Genomic DNA, 15,175 nt, shown 5'->3' with positions numbered 1-15,175 from the left:
CATCTGCTATTGCATCTGCACCGGATGGCGAGCATGATAACGCACGTGATCGGTGCTTATCCGTTCACTTTGCGTTACCCCGAGCGGGGTGATGACCAGGGAAAACTGACACCGACGCGGCAGGCGCGCCGCGCAGACCGGAGGCGGGAGGCGGTCGCGGCGATGGGAGGTCTCCTGCCGGATCCGATGAGCGTTGCCTCCGGCGTCTGTGCGGCGGGTGCCCTGCTCTCCTCCTGGCAACTGCGTCGCCGCGCCGTACGCGCCGAGGCCGAGATCGAACACCTCCAGGCCGAGCTGGCCGCCGAACGCCACGCCGCCAGCCACGACCCGCTCACCGGGCTGCCCAACCGCCGCGCCTTCTACCGTCTCGCGGCCGCCCTGCTCACCAACGCCGACGGTGAGCCGCTGATCGCCATCGTGCTCGACCTCGACGACTTCAAGCAGATCAACGACCGGTACGGGCACGCCGCCGGCGACCAGGTGCTGATCAGCGTCGCGGAACGACTGGCCGGGTTCGCGGGCGACAACCTCGTCGCCCGCCTCGGCGGCGACGAGTTCGCGGGGCTGCTCGCCAGCCCGACCGTCGACCGACGCTGGATCGAGCACGCCACCCGACGCCTCAGCGAGACCGTCGCCGCGCCGATCCGGCTGACCGGGTGCAGTGTCCGGGTCACCGCGTCGGTGGGGCTCGCCCCGGTGACCTGTCCGGCCCAGCTCACCGACGCGCTCAGCCGCGCCGACGCGGCCATGTACCAGGCGAAGAGCCTCTCCGGCCCGCGGGCGCCGCGACAGCTCGTCGACAGCGCCCGCTTCGTGGAGTAGCGGCTCAGGTGGCGCTCGCGCCGAACCACCGGCGCAGCTGACCCACCAGGTCGGTCTGATCGTCACCGACCCACGCCACGTGGCCGTCCGGACGCAGCAGCACACCGGGTACGTCGAACCCGTCACCGACGTCGACGACGTGGTCGACCCGGTCCGCCCAACCGGCGGCCGAGAGGCGACCGGTCGCGTCGAGCAGCAGCCCGCGGCCGGCGCGCATCAGTTCGTAGAGACGTCCACGGGTCAGCCGGACGTCCCGCAGGTGCCGCCCCAGCAGCTCGTGACCCGCGCCGAAGTCGTAGCGGACCCCGATCGCGGTGACCTTCTCGATCAGGTACCGGTTCACGTCCTCGAAGTCCATCAGCTCCGCCAACAGGTGGCGTACCGCCTGCGGCCCCGGATCCGGTGACAGCAGGAACATCTGCGCACGGGTGTTGACGAGGACGTCGGCGGCCACCGGGTGCCGCTCGGCGTGGTAGCTGTCCAGCAGCCCGTCGGGCGCCCAGCCGGCGACCTCGGCGGCCAGTTTCCAACCGAGGTTGACCGCGTCCTGGATGCCGAGGTTGAGGCCCTGCCCGCCGGTCGGTGGGTGGATGTGCGCGGCGTCGCCGGCCAGCAGCACCCGGCCGACCCGGTAACGCTCGGCCAACCGGGTCGCGTCACCGAAGCGGGACAGCCAGCGCGGCGAGTGCACGCCGAAGTCGGTGCCCGCGTACGCCCGCAGTTGCTGTTGGAACTCCTCGATGGTCGGCGGGACATCGCGGTCCTCGGCCACCCCCTCGGCGGGCACGAGGACCCGGTACACGCCGTCTCCGAGTGGCCCGAGACCGAAGCGGAGGTGGGTCCTGCGCACCTCGGCGACCACGTCCGCCACCGTCTGCGGGGATACCCCCACCTCCATCTCGCCCAGCAGCGAGTCGACCCGGCTGGGTTCACCGGGGAAGTCGACGCCGAGCAGCCGACGGACCGTGCTCCGGCCGCCGTCGCAGCCGACCACGAAGCGCGACCGCAACCGCGTCCCGTCGGCCAGCTCCACCGTCACCCCGTCGTCGTCCTGGCGCAACCCGACCACCTCGCTGCCGCGCCGGACCTCGACGCCGACCTCCACGGCGTGCTCCGCCAGCAGGCGGTCCGTGGTGGTCTGCGGGATGCCGAGGACGTACGCGTGGGCACTGTCGAGGCCGCCCGGCGGCGGCTTGGGGATCGCCGCGAAGTAGCCCCCGAGCGGATGCCGCGTACCCAGGGCGAGGAAGCGCTCCAGCAGTCCGCGCTGGTCCATGATCTCGATGCTGCGCGCGTGCAGGCCGAGGGAACGGACGAAGCGGGTCGGCTCGGCATCCCTTTCCAGCACGACAACGCGTACGTCGTGCAGTCGCAACTCACCGGCGAGCATCAGACCGGTCGGTCCGCCGCCGGCAATGATGACATCGATCACGATTCCCCCCGATTTTCCCAGGTTTGGGCTTCGGGTGACGATTCTGCGGCACGACGGGGGTCTTGCCGCAAGACCCCGGGTGCGATATACGTTAGAGGTGGCAGGGAGCCGGATCCCCCTGCCGTTTCGCGTTTCCGGGCCGCTCAGCGCCGTTCGTCGAGGTCACGCAGCGCGGTGTCGGCGAGGGTGACCAGGCCGACCGGCGACACGAGCCCACGGACGATCCGGGCGGCCGTCGCGCGATCGTCGGGGCCGCCGGTGGGGTCCAACGCCTGGCGGGTCCAGTCGCTGAGGTCGTCGAGCGCGCGTACCGCGAGGAACCAGGCCAGCCGCGCCGCGTCGATGTCGACCGCGCCGTACCCGGCGAGCACGGCCCTCTCCTGCCCGGGGGTGATCGGCGCGAAGGCGAGCACCCCGCCCACGACGAACATCAGGTCACACTCGCGCGGGGCGAGCACGGCGTCGTCCCAGTCGATCAACCAGACCTGGCCGTCCGGGCCGAGCAGCAGGTTGCCCAGATGGGGATCGCCGTGGCAGACCACCGCCGACCCCGACCGGTGGGCGGCGAGTCGCTCGACCCCGGCGAGCAGGGTGGACACCCGGTCGGCGTTCGCCGCCCAGCGTGCCGCCAGGTCGGCGACCAGCGGATCGCCCGAGTCGACCTGGTCACGGAGCCGTCCGGCCACGTCCCTGGTCGCGGCCACAATCGAGGGGTACGCGTCACCGCCGCCCGGTAGCAGCCGTTCCAGTTCGCCGGTCACCGGGACCGCGTGCACGGCGGCCAGCAGTTCCCCGTACGCACGCCAGTGCGCCTCGCTCATCGGGCCGTCCAGCGCCCGCAGGTCGGACACCCACGGGACCACGGAGAGGCGTACCCCGTCACGCTCGGCGTACAGCCGCCCGGCACGGGTGCGGACCGGCGCCGCGACCCCGGGCACGCCCCGCTCGGCCAGGTGCGCGGCCACGATCAGGCCGGCCGGCGTACCGCCACCGCTGACCTTGACGGCATACCGCCCACCGTCGCCCGTCCCACCCCGCCACAGCCGAGCCCGCACATCAGCCCCGTGCGGGATTTCGTCCACAACGGACAACCGAAGCCCAAACGCCTCCTCAACCCACTCCACAACCCCCACACCCACACCCCACACCCCACCCTTGTTGATCAAGAGGTTCGCGTCACGATCGGCTCGTATTCTGACGCGAACCTCTTGATCAACGTGGTCCGGTCCGTCAACGCAGGGTGGACAGGTGCCGGTCTAGGGCCGCGTACGACTCGGCGGTGCCCTGCGCCATGCCGGCCTCGACCATGCCGTCTCGCTGGGCGGCGGTGTCGAAGCGAGTGGTGCTGGTCAGCAGCGTGCCGCCGTTCAGCTCGGTGAAGACAAGCGTCTCCACCGCCACCTGGCCGGGCATGCCCTCGAACTCGAAGGTCTGCACGATCCGCTCCGGCGCGGTGATCTGCCGGAACTCACCCCGGAAGGCGTAGTCGTTGCCGTCCGGAGCGTGCTCGACGATGCGATAGCGGCCACCCTCGCGGAAGTCGATCTCGACGTCCGCCGGATTGCCCCGGCACCACCATCGCTTGAGGTGCTCGGCCTGGGTGTGCGCGGCGAAGACGAGGTCTCGCGGGGCGTCGAACGAACGGACCATCGTGATGTCCCGCTCGGAGGACACGTCGACCGTCAGGTCACGGGTCTCGGTCATGGCTGGTCTCCTTCAGGTCGTGTAGATAGTCGTCGAGGGCGTCGTAGCGTTCGGCCCAGAGCCGGCGGTACTGGTCCACCCACTCGGCGACGGTGCGCAGCGGCGTCGGATCGAGGCGGCACCGCCGCCACTGGGCGTCGCGGGTCCGCACGATCAGCCCGGCGCGCTCCAGCACCCCCAGGTGCTTGGAGATGGCCTGGACGCTGATCGGGAACGGCGCGGCCAGTTCGTTGACCGTCGCCTCACCGGTGGCGAGCCGGGCCAGGATGGCGCGGCGGGTCGGGTCGGCGAGCGCGCCGAACACGGCGCTGACCGGGTCCGCTGTCATGTCGCTTTCAACCACCTAGCTAATTAACCGACAGGTTGAATCTACAGCTCGACCGCCGACTGTCAACGGTTTCACCGGACCAGGACCGTGATTCGACCCGACACACGGGTACGGGGAGAACAGCCCGATACGACCGACGAGAGGAACCCCTCGTGGTGAGCGTCCGCGCCCTGGTACTCAACTGCACCCTCAAGCCGTCGCCGGCCCCCTCCAGCTCAGAGCAACTGGGCCGGGAGGTGCTGGCCGAACTGGCCCGGCAGGGCGTGGACGGCGAGATCGTCCGGGTGGTCGACCACGACGTGCGCTTCGGGGTGTCGACCGACGAGGGCAACGGCGACGGTTGGCCCGCCATCCGCGCCAAGCTGCTCGACGCCCAGATCCTCATCATCGCCACGCCCATCTGGCTCGGCCAACCCGCGAGCGTCACCAAGATGGTCCTCGAACGCCTCGACGCCGAGCTGTCCGAGACCGACCACGAGGGACGACTGCTCACCTACGGCAAGGTGGCCGGCGTCGCGGTCGTGGGCAACGAGGACGGCGCGCACCACACCATCGCCGAGGTCCAGGGAGCGCTCAACGAGGTGGGCTTCACCGTCGCCGCCGCCGGAGCGACCTACTGGGTCGGTGAGGCCCTGCACAAGGTGGACTACCGCGACGCCGGCCCCAAGACCGACACCACCGGCCGCACCACCAGGGCCCTGGCGCTCAACAGCGCCCACCTGGCCCGGTTGCTCGCCGAACAGCCGTACCCGCCGCCGGACGCGCAGGGCGCCGCGGTCGGTCCGAGCCGCGAGCCGGCCTGACGGTCCGTCCGGCCGCCGAGGGTACGGTCAGCGCCAGCCGTAGCCGGCGCGCAGCGCCTGCCCGACCCGGTCGAACCGGGGCCGATCCAGCACGGCGCCCTCGCGGCGGATGCTGTCCTCGCGCATGGTGAGCACCCGGTCCAGCCGGACCCAGCTCGGCCGCTTGTCCCGGTCCCACTCGCCGGGGCCGAGCGCGAACCAGTGCCGCTGCCCGTCCCGCTCGCTCTGACTGGACAGCATCAGCCCGAACAGCGTCCGGCTGTGCCGCCCCACCACCAGCACCGGGCGGTCCTTGCCCTGGCGGGGGTCGTCCTCGTACGGCACCCACGTCCAGACGATCTCACCCGGGTCGGCCTGGCCGTCGACCTCCGGCGCGTAGCTCAGCTCACGCCGCTGCAACGCGTTCACCTGCCCGGGGCGGGCCACCCGCGCCGGTGACGGCCCGGTACGCCGGGGCGACGGAATTGCCGCGCCCACCCGGGAGATGCGTTGCGCCACGTTCCTCAACAGACCAGCCACGGCGGGCAGCCTACCGGCCCCCGCGCGGTCCCCCGGAGCCGGAGCGCTGCGGCAGACTGAGCCGATGGACCACCTACCCGACGACCTGCCGATCCTCGAACGGCGCGCGGTGCGCGTGGTCGTCATCGACGACTCCGACCGGGTGTTGCTGTTCCACACCCGCGACCCGGACCACCCTCGGCTCGGCACCTGGTGGGAGCTGCCCGGCGGCGGCATGGACCCGGGCGAGACGTACCGCGAGACCGCGGTGCGGGAACTGCGCGAGGAGACTGGCATCGTCGTCACCGCCGACCAGGTGGGCGCGCCGACCTGGCGACGGCGGGCCAGCTTCCTGCACCGCCAGTTGCGCCACGTCCAGGACGAGGTGATCGTCGCCGTACGACTGACCGGTCCCGGCCCGGACGTGGACGAGACGGACCGACTCGACTACGAGCGGGAGGACTACTTCGGCTTCCGCTGGTGGCCACTTGCCGACGTGGTGACCAGCGCCGAACGCTTCTATCCCGGTCAGCTCCCTCGGCTGATCACGCCCCTCCTTGCCGGTGAGCGGATCGACGAGCCGTTCGAGCTGTGGTCGTGACCGGGCCGGTGCGGATGCCGGACCGGGTCGCGCCGGGCAGAGTGGAGGCATGACGACCGACCTGCACGGCCCGCTGTCCGCGTACGCCGAACGGCTGCACGCCGCCATCGGCGATCGGCACCACGTCGCCTCCCCGCTCGGCGCCTGGCTGCTGCTCGCCGTCAGCGCCGCGACGACCGAAGCCGCCCAGGCGACCGGCCTGCACACGGCCGACGCGGACGCGGCGAGCGGGCCAGAAGCGGTAGCCGGGTCAGACGCGGCGGCCCGGTACGCGACGGGCGAGCGGCTGGCGGCGGCTCTGGGCACCGATCTGGCCAGCGCGGCCGACGTGGCCCGCACGCTGCTGGACGCGCCGCACCCGCTGGTCGCGTCCGCCACGGCGTTGTGGCTGCGAGCGGTTCGAGGAGTCGACGAGCCGGCCGGATGGCGGGCCACGCTCCCCGCGACGACCGAGGTCGGCCCGCTCCCCGACCAGGCCGGCCTGGACGCCTGGGCGCGCGAGCACACCGACGGCCTGATCGAGACGTTCCCCCTGAAGGTCCGCCCGGACGTGGTGTTCGCCCTGGCCAGCGCGCTCGCCACCCGGATCTCGTGGGCCGAGCCGTTCGACGTCACCGACGCCCGCGCGCTGGGTCCCGGTAGCGCCTGGGCGGGCGACCTCCGTCAGGCGTTGCGCAGCCCGAGCCACGGGCACCAGGGGGCCATCGTCACGACCGAGCGGGCCGGCGACGTGATCGTGCACGCCGCCCGCGCCCAGGCAACCGACGGCGCGGGGCTGGTGGTCCTCTCGGTGGCCGCCGCGCCGCACGTGCCGGCGGGCGATGTGCTCGCCGCCGCGTACCGACTCAGCGTTGGCGCGGCCGACGGCGCGCAACCGACGGGTCGGCGGTCACTGTTCGACCTGCCGCTCGGCGAGACCCCGCTGTGGACGCTGCGCGAGGAGCGGGTCCGGACCCGCGCGCGCGACGGCCGCGAGGAGCGGCATCAGGCGGTACTCCCCTGCTGGTCGGCGCGGAGCGAGCACGATCTCATGGCCGCGACGCTGGGCTTCGAGGCCGCGGCCGGCACACTGGCTCGGGCACTCGGCCAACCGGTCCAGGGCTTCGAGGCGGGTCAGGTGGCGATGGCCCGGTACGGCCGGTACGGGTTCGAGGCGGCGGCGGTGACCGGGATGTTCGGCACGGTCAGCCTGCCCCCGGAGGGAGTCGCCCGTACTGCCGAGCTGCGCTTCGGCCACCCGTACGCCGTGGTGGCCGTCGCCACCGACAGCAGGGCCGACGGGACCACCGGCCCGTGGCACGGGGTGCCGGTCTTCTCCGCCTGGGTCACCGAGCCCGAGGAGCTGCCCGACGCCGAGAGCTGACGCCGTCGATCCGCACCGGATATCACCAATCGCTCGTCGGCCAGGCGGGATCGGGCTCGCTCCCGTCGCGGGGCAGTCGGGCCACCATCTCGTGGAACTCCCGTACGGTCACCGCCTCGCGCAGGGTCGCGAAGACGGCGCCCGTGCCCAGCCGTGCCGTGGCCGCGTCCACTCCGGCACGCTGGCTCACCCGGCGTAGGAAGTCCACCGGACCGGCGTCCATGGGCGGCGGCGTGGCCGGTCCGCCGACGACGAGACCCACCCCGGCGTCGAGCCCGTCACCGTCGGTCGTCACGGCCGGGACCGGGTCGGTCGGGTGGGCGTCCGGGGCGAAGTCGTACAGGTAGCCGTCGACCTGGTCGGGGAGGTGCCCGGCGGGGTCGGGCGAGGCACCGGTGACGCGTTCCGCCATCGTGGTGAGCACCGCGCGGGCGAGAGCGGCAGCCTGCCCGGTCGGTAGGCCGGAACGCCGGGACACCGCGTCGATGAAGTGCCCAAACCCGTCGCCGCCCGCGCTGTCGGTCACGCCGGGGCGGTTACCCGCGCCCGACGGGGGCAAACAGCGCCGGATGCGGGCCGGCGACCCTCATCGCAGCAGGTCGGCCGCCACCAGGTGGTCGAAGATGAGCTGGTCGACCGGGGAGGTGCGGTGCCGGTCGGCGTACCCGAGCCAGGCCATCTCGGCGATTTCGCTGGCCGGCCGCAACCGTCCCCGGTATCCGGCCTGGTAGCAGGTCATCCGCACCGCGACGCCGGCCGCGTGCCCGTGCGCCTGCGCGGTGAACGTGCCCAGGTGCGTCGCCCCGCGCACGTCCACCTCGACGCTCAACTCCTCACCGATCTCCCGGCGCAGGGTCTCCAGATCGCTCTCCCCGGGCTCGCGCTTGCCGCCGGGCAGGTACCACACGTCCTTGCCCTGCGACCGGGTGCTCAGCACCCGCCCGTCCTCGATCAGGATCCACGCCACCTTGTCGATCTCGCGCACGCCGCCTCCCGCCTCGCTGGGAGCGCGCACGCTACCACCTGACGCCGGCGGGAACATTCACGCGGCGAGCAGGTCGAGCAGGAGCGCGGCGGTCCAACCGAACGCCGGTGAGCCCAGCCCGGCCCCCGTGTCGGGATGGAAGTACTCGTGGCAGCCCGCGCCGGCCACCAGATCGATCATCGAACGGCGAAGGCCGGCGGCCAGCTCCGGGTGACCGTGGACGGTCAGCCCGCGCCGCACCAGCCAGCCGATGTTCAGCCAGCTCGGCCCCCGCCAGTAGCGCAGCGGCTCGAAGTCGGGCGCGGTGCGGTCGTAGCTGGGCAGCGGCCGATCCATTCGTTCGGCCACCCCGAAGCGCGCCGACGTCGCCTCGACGACGAGCGCGTCGACCTGCCGGGCAGGCAGGTTGGGCAGCAGCAACGGCGCGAGCCCGAGCACGGTACGCGCGCCGATGAGCCGTCCGGCGCGCAGGTCGCGGGGCTGGAACGTGCCGGTGACCGGGTCGTACAGCCGTCGTACCAACGCCTCGGTGACGCGGTCCGCGCGGAGCCGGTGCGGGCCCGGGTCGAAGCCGGTCAGCCTGGCGATGTCGGCCAGCGCGTGCTCGGCGGAGCCGAACGCGGCGTTGAACAGCGGGCACTCCACCAGGAACGGATGGTCGTCGGCCAGGTGACGGTCGGCGTAGCCGTGGCCGCGGTAGGCCGCGACGATCGCCAGGTAGCGCGCGTAGTCCAGGTCCGTGGGGCGGTGCGCGGCGTCGGCGTGCGCGGTGTCGTGGCGACGGTACGCGCGCATCACGGCCGCCTCGGCGTGGACCGCGGCCATCGGCTCGTCCCAGGCGGGGCTGTTGTCCAGACCGGACTCCCACGGGTGTACGACGCACACCAGCCCGTCGCCGGCCACATCCCGCCGCTCGGCCAGATAGCGCTGCTGGGCGACCAGCGCCGGGTAGAGCCGGCGCAGCGCGGCCAGTCCACTCTGGTCGGGCACCCGCCGATAGGCCAGCAGCGCGGCGAGCGCGTGCACCGGCGGCTGGACCAGGCCGGAGGTGTCGACCCCCGGTGCGCCCGGCACGTCGGCCGAGCGCCACAGGTCCGGGCCGGGGAAGTACGCGCCGACCCGCAGCGCCGGATTGAACACGATGTGCGGTACCCGTCCGTCGGCCCACTGCGCCCGGAACAGACTCGCCAGCTCCCGCCAGGCCCGCCCGAGCCGGACGTGGGCCAGCCCGATCGCGATGAACGCCGAGTCCCAGCTCCACTGGTGCGGGTAGAGCGTGCGCGACGGCACCGTGTGGTCGTGCTCCCAGTTCGCGTCGAGGGTGGCGACGGCCAGCCGGCTCAGCCCGGCCGGCTCGGCCGTACCACCGATGCGGGCCGGTACGGCGTCGGCGGTCATGCGGCGGCCCGGCGGGGCAGCGCGTGCCGCAGCACCGTGACGGCCTCGCCGAGGGCGCGGACGGGGTCGCCGCGGAGCCGGCACTCGAGGGACAGCCAGCCCCGGTAGTCCAGCTCCAGCAGGGTCCGTACGAGCCCGGTCCAGTCGAGGTGCCCGGCGCCCGGCTGGTACCGGTTGGAGTCGCTGACCTGCACGTGCCCGAGGTACGGGGCGGCGGCCCGCAGCGCCCGGTGCACGTCGTCCTCCTCAATGTTCATGTGGAAGGTGTCGGCGACCACCCGGACCGAGGGCAGCCCGAGGGCGGCGCACAGGGCGACCGCCTCGTCGAGCCGGTTGACCATGTGGTCCTCGTACCGGTTGAGGGGTTCGAGGAACAGGGTGACCCCCTCGGCCCGAGCGTGTTCGCCCAGCTCGCCGAGGGCGTCCAGGAGCACCTGCCGGTCGCCGGCCGGCGGGCGTGGCGGTTCGAAGGGCGGCAGCCGCCGGGAGAACATCCCCCAGGCGGCGGGGGTCATCACCCCGATGCCGCCCAGCTCGGCGATGACCGAGAGCTGGGAGCGCAGGTTGCGGACCGCGTCGGCGGACCGGTCGGGGTCGAAGTCGCCGATGAAGTGGGTCATCTCGACGCAGACGGTGGGCATCACCACGCCGGCGGCGCGGGCCCGGCGCAGTTCGGGCAGGCGGCGGGCGAACGCGAGGTCACCGCGACCGCGCAGCTCGATGCCCTGGTAGCCGAGCGCGGTGGCGAGGGCGTACTTCTGGATCAGGTTGGTGCCCGGCAGGAGTTGTTCCTGGCAGGCGAGCGCGATGGTGGTCATCTAGAACCTCAACACCACTTGGAGGACGTCACCGGCGCCGCGGTCGAGCAGCGCGAGGGCGTCGGCGACCGCGCTGGCGTCGACGATGTGGCTGACCAGCGGCAGCGGGTCGACGCTGCGGTCGGCCACCAGCTCCATGAAGGTCTGTGCCACCCGGTCACCGGTCCACCGGCCGGCCATGCCCGGCGCGGGGGTGGGCCCGGAGACCTGAGCGGCCACCAGCTGGATGCGGTTGTGGTGGAACTCCTCGCCGAGGCCGAGCCCGTCGGCCTGGCCCTGGTAGAAGCCGGCGGCCACGACCCGGCCGGCGTGCGCGGTGGAGCGGATCGCCTCGTGCAGCGCCGGGTACGCCCCGGACAGCTCCAGGCAGACGTCCGCGCCCCGGCCGCCGGTGGCCTCGCGCAGCACGGTGGCGGCGGACCGGACCTCGGCGTCCACGGTGGTCCGTGCGCCGTAGTGGGTGGCGTGGGCCAGCCGGACGGGCACCTGGTCGACAGCCACCACCCGGGCGCCGGACAGCGCCGCGAGGCGGGTGGCGAGCAGCCCGAAGACGCCCTGCCCGAAGACGCCGACCCAGTCGCCCAGGTGCAGGTCGCCGGCGAGCACGGCGGTCAGCGCGATGGCGCCGGGCCGGGCGAAGACCGCGGCGAGCGGGTCCAGCCCGACGGGCAGGGGTCGGACCGCGTCGGCGGGGAGCACGGCCTCGGCGCGGTGCCCCCAGATGCCCCACACGAGCTGGCCCGGATGCCGGTCGGCGACCTCTGCGGCCACCTCGACGACCTCGCCGACCTCCTCGTAACCGAAGCCGACCAACGGGTACGGCACGGGGGCCTGACGGGGGACGAACATGCGGGCGGTGTCGTCCCAGTCCTTGCGGAGCCGGGGATTGCTGCCCCGGTAGAGGGTCAGCTCGGTGCCGGCGGAGATGCCCGAGTAGCAGGTGCGGACCCGGACCTGGCCGGGACCGAGCGAATCTGGCGGGCAGGGCTCGAGACTGATCTGTCGAGGCCCGGCGAGGGAGACCACCCAGTTGCCCATGTGTCACATCCCGGTAGCACTGGGCTCCAGGATAGCCAAAAAATAGCCATATGTCTTGCTATTGATCAATCGAAGGTGTTGGATCCCTCTTGTACCCTTCGAGAGGAGTGCCACCGATGTCAGCACCTCCGAGGCGGATACTCGCCACCACCCTGATCCTGGCACTGGCCACGTCCACCCTGCTGGCCTGCGGAGACGACGGATCCGACAGCAACAGCAAGAAGATCACCGTGTGGAGCCTGGAGGACGTCGCCGACCGCGTCACCGCCACCAAGGCGATAATCGCCGACTTCACCGCCAAGACCGGAATCCAGGTCGACCTCGTCACCGTCAACGAGGACCAGTTCCCCTCGCTGATCGCCGCAAACGCCGCCGCCGGCGAGCTGCCCGACGTGGTCGGCTCGGTCTCGCTGGCCGGCATCCGTACGCTCGCGGGCAACGAGCTGCTGCACGCCTCGGCGAACGCGGAGGTCGTCGACGCGCTGGGCCGGCAGACGTTCTCCCCCCGGGCGTTGGAGCTGACCTCGGACGACGGCAAGCAGCTCTCCGTGCCCAGCGACGGGTGGGGGCAACTGCTCGTCTACCGCAAGGACCTGTTCGACGCCGCCGGCCTGCCCGCCCCCGACACGTACGAACGGATCGCCGCCGCCGCGACGAAGCTGAACACCGGCGGGGTCGCCGGCATCACCGCCGCCACCTCGGCGAGCGACGTGTTCACCCAACAGACCTTCGAGCACCTGGCCCTGGCCAACGGTTGCCAGCTCACCGACGACTCCGGCGCCGTCACCCTCGACTCCCCGCAGTGCGTCGAGGCGTTCCGCTTCTACGGCGACCTCATCCGCACCAGCTCCGTCAAGGGCGCGCAGGACGTGGACACCACCCGGGCCACCTACTTCGCCGGCAAGGCGGCCATGGTGATCTGGTCGCCGTTCATCCTCGACGAGCTGGCCGGGCTACGGAACGACGCCAAGCCGACCTGCCCCCAGTGCCAGGGCGACCCGGCGTTCCTCGCCAAGAACAGCGGGTTCGTCACCGCGATCAAGGGTCCGAACGGCACCGAACCCGCCCAGTACGGCGAGATCAGCTCGTGGGCGGTGCTGGACGGCGCGGTGACCGACCCGGCCAAGTCCTTCGTGGAGTTCATGCTCGGCGACGGTTACCCGCGCTGGTTCGGCATGTCCCCCGAGGGCCGCTTCCCGGTGCGCAAGGGAACCCCGGCCGATCCGGAGGCGTTCCTGACCGCCTGGACCACCAGCCCGGCCGGCGTGGACACCAAGAAGCCCCTCACCGACGTGTACGGCGACGACGTGCTCGCCACCCTTCGCCGCAGCCCGGACACGTTCGGGCGCTGGGGGCTCAGCCAGGGCCAGGGAAAGCTGGTCGGCGCGATGCTCGGTGAACTTCCGGTGCCCAAGGTGCTGGCTGACCTCACCGCCGGCAAGTCCGACGCGGCGGCCGCCGCCGGTCGGGCCAAGAAGGACGTCGAGGCGATCAAGGCGGGCGTCAATTGACCACCACCGCGCCCGGCCGCTCCCCCACCGAAGAGCGGCCGGAGCGGGCGCGTCGTCGACCGCTGACGCTGCGCCGCCGAGAGTCCCGCGCCGGGCTGGCGTTGGTCGCGCCGACCCTGCTCGTCACCATCGTCGTGATCGGCATCCCGATCGTCTGGACCGTGGTGCTCGCCTTCCAACGGGTACGGCTCGCCACCCTGCGCAAGACCGGCCTGTTCGGCGAGCTGACCCTGGACAACATCGACCGGGTGCTACACACCCCCGGCTTCGCCGACACGCTGTGGGTCACGCTGCTCTACAGCGTCGGCGGCACCGTCGGGTCGATCGTGCTCGGCCTGATCGCCGCGCTCGTCGTCCGCCGGCCGTTCCGCGGTCGCACCCTGGTACGGGCCTCCATGCTGCTGCCGTACGTGGCGCCCGTGGTCGCGGTGACCTTCGTCTGGCAGGTGATGCTCGACCCGCAGCTCGGCATCGTGAACCACTGGGGGCAGCGCCTGTTGGGCTGGGACGCGCCGGTGCCGTTCCTCACCCAGGAGTCGACCGCGCTGGCCACGGTCATCACGTTCGAGGCATGGCGGTACTTCCCGTTCGCGTTCCTGTTCCTGCTGGCCCGACTCCAGGCGGTGCCCGGCGAACTGGAGGAGGCCGCCCGCGTCGACGGGGCCACCCCCACCCAGCGGTTCCGGCACATCCTGCTGCCGCAGCTCCTGCCGGTGATCGCCCTGCTCGGCGTGCTGCGCTTCATCATGACGTTCAACAAGTTCGACGACGTCTACCTGCTCACCGGCGGGGCTGCCGGCACGGAGGTGGTCAGCGTCCGGGTCTACGAGTTCCTCACCGCCCGTACCGACGTCGGGGCCGCCGCCGCGCAGGCGGTCGTGCTGGCCGTGGTGCTCATCGTGTTCGTGCTGATCTATCTGCGCTTCTTCGGACGGAGGGTCGGCTGATGGACCGGGACATGGTCGAGACGGTGAGCCTGCGCTGGCTGCGCCGCCTGGTGATCGCCGCGTTCCTGGTGGTCACCGTCTTCCCCTTCTACTACATGCTGGTGCTCTCGGTACGCCCCATCGAGCGGCTGCTGCTCGACCCGGGCGCGCTGGTCGTCGGCTTCGGCGAGCTGACCGTGGCCACGTACGCCGAGGTCCTCAAGGCCACCGACGACGGCGGCCAGGGATTCCTCACCTTCATCCGCAACAGCGCCCTGGTGGCGGTCGCGGCGACCGTCCTCACGCTGCTCGTCGCGATCCCCGGCGCGTACGCGGTGGCCCGGCTGCGGTTCTTCGGTCGGCGGCAGGTCGACTTCCTGTTCCTGGCGGTCTACCTGTTCCCCTCGATCGTCATCGCGATCCCGCTGTTCGTGGTGTTCAGCCTCGCCGGGCTGCGCGGTTCGCTGTTCGGGCTGGTGCTGGTCTACGTCTCGCAGACCCTGCCGGTATCGGTCTACATGCTGAAGAACTACTTCGAGACCATCCCGGTCAGCCTGGAGGAGTCCGCGGCCATCGACGGCGCCGGCCGGCTCGGCATCATCCGCCGGGTCAGCCTGCCCCTCGCGATGCCGTCGATCATGGCGGTCGCGCTCTACGACTTCATGATCGCCTGGAACGAGTTCCTGTTCGCCCTGCTGTTCCTGGTCGACAAACCCGACCGCTGGACGGTGTCGCTCGGCCTGTCGCTGCTCTCCGACGGCGTGGAGGTGCCCAAGACGGTGCTGATGGCCGGGTCGGTAGTCCTCACCCTGCCCATCGTGATCCTCTTCTTCGCCAGTGAACGGCTGCTGACCGAGGGCCTGACCAGCGGCGCGGAGAAGGGCTGAGCCGCCACCGATCGGCGCACCCGCCAGCCCGGCCCCGGCCGACCCGGTTACCGTGGGCCGT

The 15,175-nt window shown here is 72.2% G+C and carries 17 protein-coding genes; 7 read left to right on the top strand and 10 right to left on the bottom strand.

Annotated elements, in window-relative coordinates; genetic code table 11:
* The first annotated feature begins 174 nt into the window (after positions 1–174).
* On the top strand, positions 175–822 hold the full coding sequence (locus ACQP03_RS14515; protein WP_357122169.1) for a GGDEF domain-containing protein: 648 nt from the start codon (positions 175–177) through the stop codon (positions 820–822).
* 4 nt (positions 823–826) lie between these two features.
* Here the strand turns inward: ACQP03_RS14515 and rox are convergent, their stop codons facing one another.
* The 4 genes from rox to ACQP03_RS14495 form a co-directional block, all read right to left on the bottom strand.
* Positions 827–2,254: a rifampin monooxygenase gene (gene rox / locus ACQP03_RS14510; RefSeq protein WP_357121455.1), complete on the bottom strand. Its 1,428-nt coding sequence runs from the start codon at positions 2,252–2,254 to the stop codon at positions 827–829.
* A gap of 143 nt (positions 2,255–2,397) precedes the next feature.
* Complete coding sequence (locus ACQP03_RS14505) at positions 2,398–3,336, bottom strand: phosphotransferase enzyme family protein (protein WP_357121452.1); 939 nt, start codon at positions 3,334–3,336, stop codon at positions 2,398–2,400.
* Between the two features lie 148 nt (positions 3,337–3,484).
* On the bottom strand, positions 3,485–3,958 hold the full coding sequence (locus ACQP03_RS14500) for an SRPBCC family protein (RefSeq protein WP_357121449.1): 474 nt from the start codon (positions 3,956–3,958) through the stop codon (positions 3,485–3,487).
* On the bottom strand, positions 3,942–4,286 hold the full coding sequence (locus ACQP03_RS14495; RefSeq protein ID WP_355050007.1) for an ArsR/SmtB family transcription factor: 345 nt from the start codon (positions 4,284–4,286) through the stop codon (positions 3,942–3,944). The genes ACQP03_RS14500 and ACQP03_RS14495 overlap by 17 nt, the downstream gene beginning before the upstream one ends.
* A 152-nt stretch (positions 4,287–4,438) precedes the next feature.
* On the opposite strand from ACQP03_RS14495, the gene ACQP03_RS14490 reads away from it, so the two are divergent.
* Positions 4,439–5,089 (top strand): flavodoxin family protein, encoded by a 651-nt coding sequence (locus ACQP03_RS14490; RefSeq protein WP_433460979.1) that lies wholly within the window; start codon positions 4,439–4,441, stop codon positions 5,087–5,089.
* 27 nt (positions 5,090–5,116) lie between these two features.
* On the opposite strand, the gene ACQP03_RS14485 is transcribed toward ACQP03_RS14490, so the two are convergent.
* Positions 5,117–5,608, bottom strand: coding sequence for a type II toxin-antitoxin system PemK/MazF family toxin (locus ACQP03_RS14485; RefSeq protein ID WP_433460978.1), 492 nt, complete (start codon positions 5,606–5,608; stop codon positions 5,117–5,119).
* 64 nt (positions 5,609–5,672) lie between these two features.
* On the opposite strand from ACQP03_RS14485, the gene ACQP03_RS14480 reads away from it, so the two are divergent.
* Together ACQP03_RS14480 and ACQP03_RS14475 are read left to right on the top strand one after the other, a co-directional pair.
* Positions 5,673–6,188 carry an NUDIX hydrolase gene (locus ACQP03_RS14480; RefSeq protein ID WP_357172161.1) on the top strand — a complete coding sequence of 172 codons (516 nt, stop codon included), beginning with the start codon at positions 5,673–5,675 and terminating at the stop codon, positions 6,186–6,188.
* 49 nt (positions 6,189–6,237) lie between these two features.
* Positions 6,238–7,551 carry a hypothetical protein gene (locus ACQP03_RS14475; protein ID WP_357172160.1) on the top strand — a complete coding sequence of 438 codons (1,314 nt, stop codon included), beginning with the start codon at positions 6,238–6,240 and terminating at the stop codon, positions 7,549–7,551.
* A gap of 22 nt (positions 7,552–7,573) precedes the next feature.
* Here the strand turns inward: ACQP03_RS14475 and ACQP03_RS14470 are convergent, their stop codons facing one another.
* Genes ACQP03_RS14470 through ACQP03_RS14450 form a run of 5 tightly spaced genes read right to left on the bottom strand, consistent with a single transcriptional unit; the run spans position 7,574 to position 11,790 of the window.
* Positions 7,574–8,077, bottom strand: coding sequence for a DUF2267 domain-containing protein (locus ACQP03_RS14470; protein WP_357172159.1), 504 nt, complete (start codon positions 8,075–8,077; stop codon positions 7,574–7,576).
* 60 nt (positions 8,078–8,137) lie between these two features.
* Complete coding sequence (locus ACQP03_RS14465; protein ID WP_357172262.1) at positions 8,138–8,536, bottom strand: NUDIX hydrolase; 399 nt, start codon at positions 8,534–8,536, stop codon at positions 8,138–8,140.
* Between the two features lie 57 nt (positions 8,537–8,593).
* Entirely contained in the window at positions 8,594–9,934 is a 1,341-nt protein-coding gene (locus ACQP03_RS14460) for an MGH1-like glycoside hydrolase domain-containing protein (RefSeq protein WP_433460977.1), read from the bottom strand.
* Positions 9,931–10,752, bottom strand: a complete 822-nt coding sequence (locus tag ACQP03_RS14455; protein ID WP_357172157.1) for a sugar phosphate isomerase/epimerase family protein — start codon at positions 10,750–10,752, stop codon at positions 9,931–9,933. The genes ACQP03_RS14460 and ACQP03_RS14455 overlap by 4 nt, the downstream gene beginning before the upstream one ends.
* Positions 10,753–11,790, bottom strand: a complete 1,038-nt coding sequence (locus tag ACQP03_RS14450; protein ID WP_433460976.1) for a zinc-dependent alcohol dehydrogenase — start codon at positions 11,788–11,790, stop codon at positions 10,753–10,755.
* A gap of 116 nt (positions 11,791–11,906) precedes the next feature.
* On the opposite strand from ACQP03_RS14450, the gene ACQP03_RS14445 reads away from it, so the two are divergent.
* From ACQP03_RS14445 to ACQP03_RS14435, 3 genes are read left to right on the top strand one after another with little or no spacing between them, the layout of a single operon-like run.
* Positions 11,907–13,301 carry an ABC transporter substrate-binding protein gene (locus ACQP03_RS14445; protein WP_357172155.1) on the top strand — a complete coding sequence of 465 codons (1,395 nt, stop codon included), beginning with the start codon at positions 11,907–11,909 and terminating at the stop codon, positions 13,299–13,301.
* Complete coding sequence (locus ACQP03_RS14440; RefSeq protein WP_357172154.1) at positions 13,298–14,248, top strand: carbohydrate ABC transporter permease; 951 nt, start codon at positions 13,298–13,300, stop codon at positions 14,246–14,248. The genes ACQP03_RS14445 and ACQP03_RS14440 overlap by 4 nt, the downstream gene beginning before the upstream one ends.
* Positions 14,248–15,114 (top strand): carbohydrate ABC transporter permease, encoded by an 867-nt coding sequence (locus ACQP03_RS14435; protein ID WP_357121417.1) that lies wholly within the window; start codon positions 14,248–14,250, stop codon positions 15,112–15,114. Before ACQP03_RS14440 ends, ACQP03_RS14435 begins: the two co-directional genes overlap by 1 nt.
* Positions 15,115–15,175 lie beyond the last annotated feature (61 nt).

Origin of the sequence: Micromonospora sp. CA-248212 (genome assembly GCF_050948405.1) — a bacterium.
GTDB lineage: Bacteria > Actinomycetota > Actinomycetes > Mycobacteriales > Micromonosporaceae > Micromonospora.
Note: the sequence above shows the minus strand (reverse complement) of the source record. Positions and strands in the feature narration are given on the sequence as shown.

Excerpts from the sequence above, each read along its gene's own strand:
- ACQP03_RS14480 (WP_357172161.1), top strand. The coding sequence starts at position 5,673 with ATGGACCACCTACCCGACGACCTGCCGATCCTCGAACGGCGCGCGGTG.
- ACQP03_RS14495 (WP_355050007.1), bottom strand. The coding sequence starts at position 4,286 with ATGACAGCGGACCCGGTCAGCGCCGTGTTCGGCGCGCTCGCCGACCCG.
- ACQP03_RS14445 (WP_357172155.1), top strand. The coding sequence starts at position 11,907 with ATGTCAGCACCTCCGAGGCGGATACTCGCCACCACCCTGATCCTGGCA.
- ACQP03_RS14475 (WP_357172160.1), top strand. The coding sequence starts at position 6,238 with ATGACGACCGACCTGCACGGCCCGCTGTCCGCGTACGCCGAACGGCTG.
- ACQP03_RS14460 (WP_433460977.1), bottom strand. The coding sequence starts at position 9,934 with ATGACCGCCGACGCCGTACCGGCCCGCATCGGTGGTACGGCCGAGCCG.
- ACQP03_RS14455 (WP_357172157.1), bottom strand. The coding sequence starts at position 10,752 with ATGACCACCATCGCGCTCGCCTGCCAGGAACAACTCCTGCCGGGCACC.
- ACQP03_RS14435 (WP_357121417.1), top strand. The coding sequence starts at position 14,248 with ATGGACCGGGACATGGTCGAGACGGTGAGCCTGCGCTGGCTGCGCCGC.
- ACQP03_RS14450 (WP_433460976.1), bottom strand. The coding sequence starts at position 11,790 with ATGGGCAACTGGGTGGTCTCCCTCGCCGGGCCTCGACAGATCAGTCTC.
- ACQP03_RS14500 (WP_357121449.1), bottom strand. The coding sequence starts at position 3,958 with ATGACCGAGACCCGTGACCTGACGGTCGACGTGTCCTCCGAGCGGGAC.